The organism is Mycobacterium sp. (assembly GCF_050701675.1).
Lineage (GTDB): Bacteria > Actinomycetota > Actinomycetes > Mycobacteriales > Mycobacteriaceae > Mycobacterium.
In genome coordinates this window covers 1-1976 of record NZ_JBOGDD010000227.1, presented here as the reverse complement: position 1 = coordinate 1976, position 1976 = coordinate 1, and the positions used below count along the sequence as shown (strand labels likewise).

General features: G+C 68.2%; 3 protein-coding genes. All 3 read right to left on the bottom strand.

Annotated features, from left to right (window positions below; all coding sequences use genetic code 11):
• The coding region (locus ACRDUX_RS06545; protein ID WP_526412148.1) for a GAF domain-containing protein at nucleotides 1-1477 on the bottom strand (1477 nt) is incomplete at its 3' end.
• A gap of 58 nt (nucleotides 1478-1535) precedes the next feature.
• Nucleotides 1536-1751, bottom strand: coding sequence for a ferredoxin (locus ACRDUX_RS06540; protein ID WP_526412150.1), 216 nt, complete (start codon nucleotides 1749-1751; stop codon nucleotides 1536-1538).
• Between the two features lie 5 nt (nucleotides 1752-1756).
• On the bottom strand, nucleotides 1757-1976 hold a 220-nt coding region (locus ACRDUX_RS06535; protein ID WP_526412146.1), incomplete at its 5' end, for a cytochrome P450.

The window sequence follows — 1976 nt, the reverse complement described above, 5'->3', positions numbered from 1 at the left end:
GCATCCGCAGGTGCGCCACGTCCTGGTGGTGAACGACGGGTTCGCCGAGCAGATCGGCCCACAGCGACGCGGTTTCGGCGTCATCGAGGGCGGCGGCGATCTGCGCCGCCTCGCCAACGGGCGAACCGATTCCTGCGGTGATGACCACGCCGGTGTCGGTACGCAGTGAGCGACACACGGTGCGTAGAGCATTCTCGAACTTCTTCCACTGCTCGGGCTGATGGCCGATCAGGATCGACACCGTCGGCGCCGAGGGCGCCACCACGACGTCGTCGAAGCAGCGGCATGCCTCCTCCAGCGAGGCCACCATTCGGTCGTAGCTTCCCGGTGACCCGTAGTGCGCGGATCGGATGCGCACGACGACGGTGTGGGTCAACGCGCGGCGCCAGCCCAAGTCGTGGAGCAGTCGTTCGGCGTCGCGGTCGTTGGCGGCGTTGGTGAGCCGACCCGCAAGTGGGGTGGCCATCGACGCATTGCCCAGGGACGCCACCAGCGCCGCGGTTTGCGCGCTGAGCGCCTCGATGATGTTGACGTCGGTGTCGGAGAACGGCCGCCCGCGGTAACAGGTGATGGCGCCGAGCGGAAAGAGTTGACCGAACGACGTGGAGAACTTGTCGTGACCGGGTCGCAGACGCCCCACCAGGTCGGCAAGGTCCGCGCGGGTGCGCACGGCCCGCGCGGCGACCGTCAGACCTGCATCCACGCCGGGCTGCATGGCCACTCCCGGGCGTGCCGGCGCCTCGGCGCTGGCTCGGTCGGCCAGTTCGATGGTGCACAGTGTGGCATCGACCTGCTCGCGGATCGACGCCGAGAGGACGTCGAGGCAGCGCTGTAGGGAGCTGGTGGCATCGGGGGGCACGGTCGACAGAAACCGTGCCGCCGCAGACTGGCGGCGGAGGTCCTCCACGGTCCGGGCCTGGAGCAGGCCGCTGGCGAGCAGGCCGCCGACCTCGGTCGCCAGATCGACGTCGTGGGCCTGGAAGGCCGACGGCTGGGTCGACCACAGGCTGAAGACGCCGAGCAGGTCACCGCCGGAGACCACGATGGGCACCGCCACCATCGACCGGAAGCGTTCCTCGTCGAGAACGGCGAACGGCGCGAAGCGCGGATCGGCGCGGAGGTCGTCGTGGATGACCACGGTTTGACCCATCAGGGCCGACCAGCCGGTGATGCCCTCCCCGAGTCGCAGTGCGATCTCATCAACGTGCGCGGCCTGACTGCCGGTCGTGGCCACGCGCAAGATCAACCGCTCAATTTGCGCGTCCCACAGGTAGACGTAGGTACCGGCCGCGCCCGTTGCTCGCATCACTAGGTCGACGGCGCGTTGGGCGAACGGCAAGGGGTCGCGGCCCTGAGCGAGCAACCTGTTGAGTTCGGCAAGCGTCTGGGCGCGTCGCTCGGCGGCGATCAATCGCTGCGTCATCAGCTCCAGGTGATCGTCGCCGGATTGCCGCGGAGCGGAGCGGGTCGGGTTCATGACACCCTCCCCCGGTCGCGCCTCGTCGATGATCATCACCGTATCGCGAGTCCGGCGATCACGAACTGGCGTGCGACACCTCGCTGACGATGATGGCGCGTTCCGGGCAGTTGGCCACGGCTAGTTTCACGTCCTCGCCCAGCTCCTCGCGGTCGGCCTGGTCGCCGGGAACGAAGGCATATCCTTCGTCGTCGAAGTCGAACACGTCCGGCGCGAAGGCCAGGCAGCGGGCGTGGCCCTGACAGCGGTCGGTGTCGACGGATACGTGGAACATGGGGGTCACCGTCCGATCTTGAGGGTGAGCGGGCCGACGCCGTGCCACTGCTCGTTGGAATTGGCCAGCGAGAATTCCGGCACCGTGGCCAGAAATTCTTCGAGGGCGACGATGAGTTCGCGGCGCCCGAGGTTGGAGCCCAGGCAGCGGTGGATGCCGCCGCCGAAGGCCAGGTGCCGGTTGTTCTCGCGGTCGATGATGATCTCATCGGGGTCGTCGTAGACC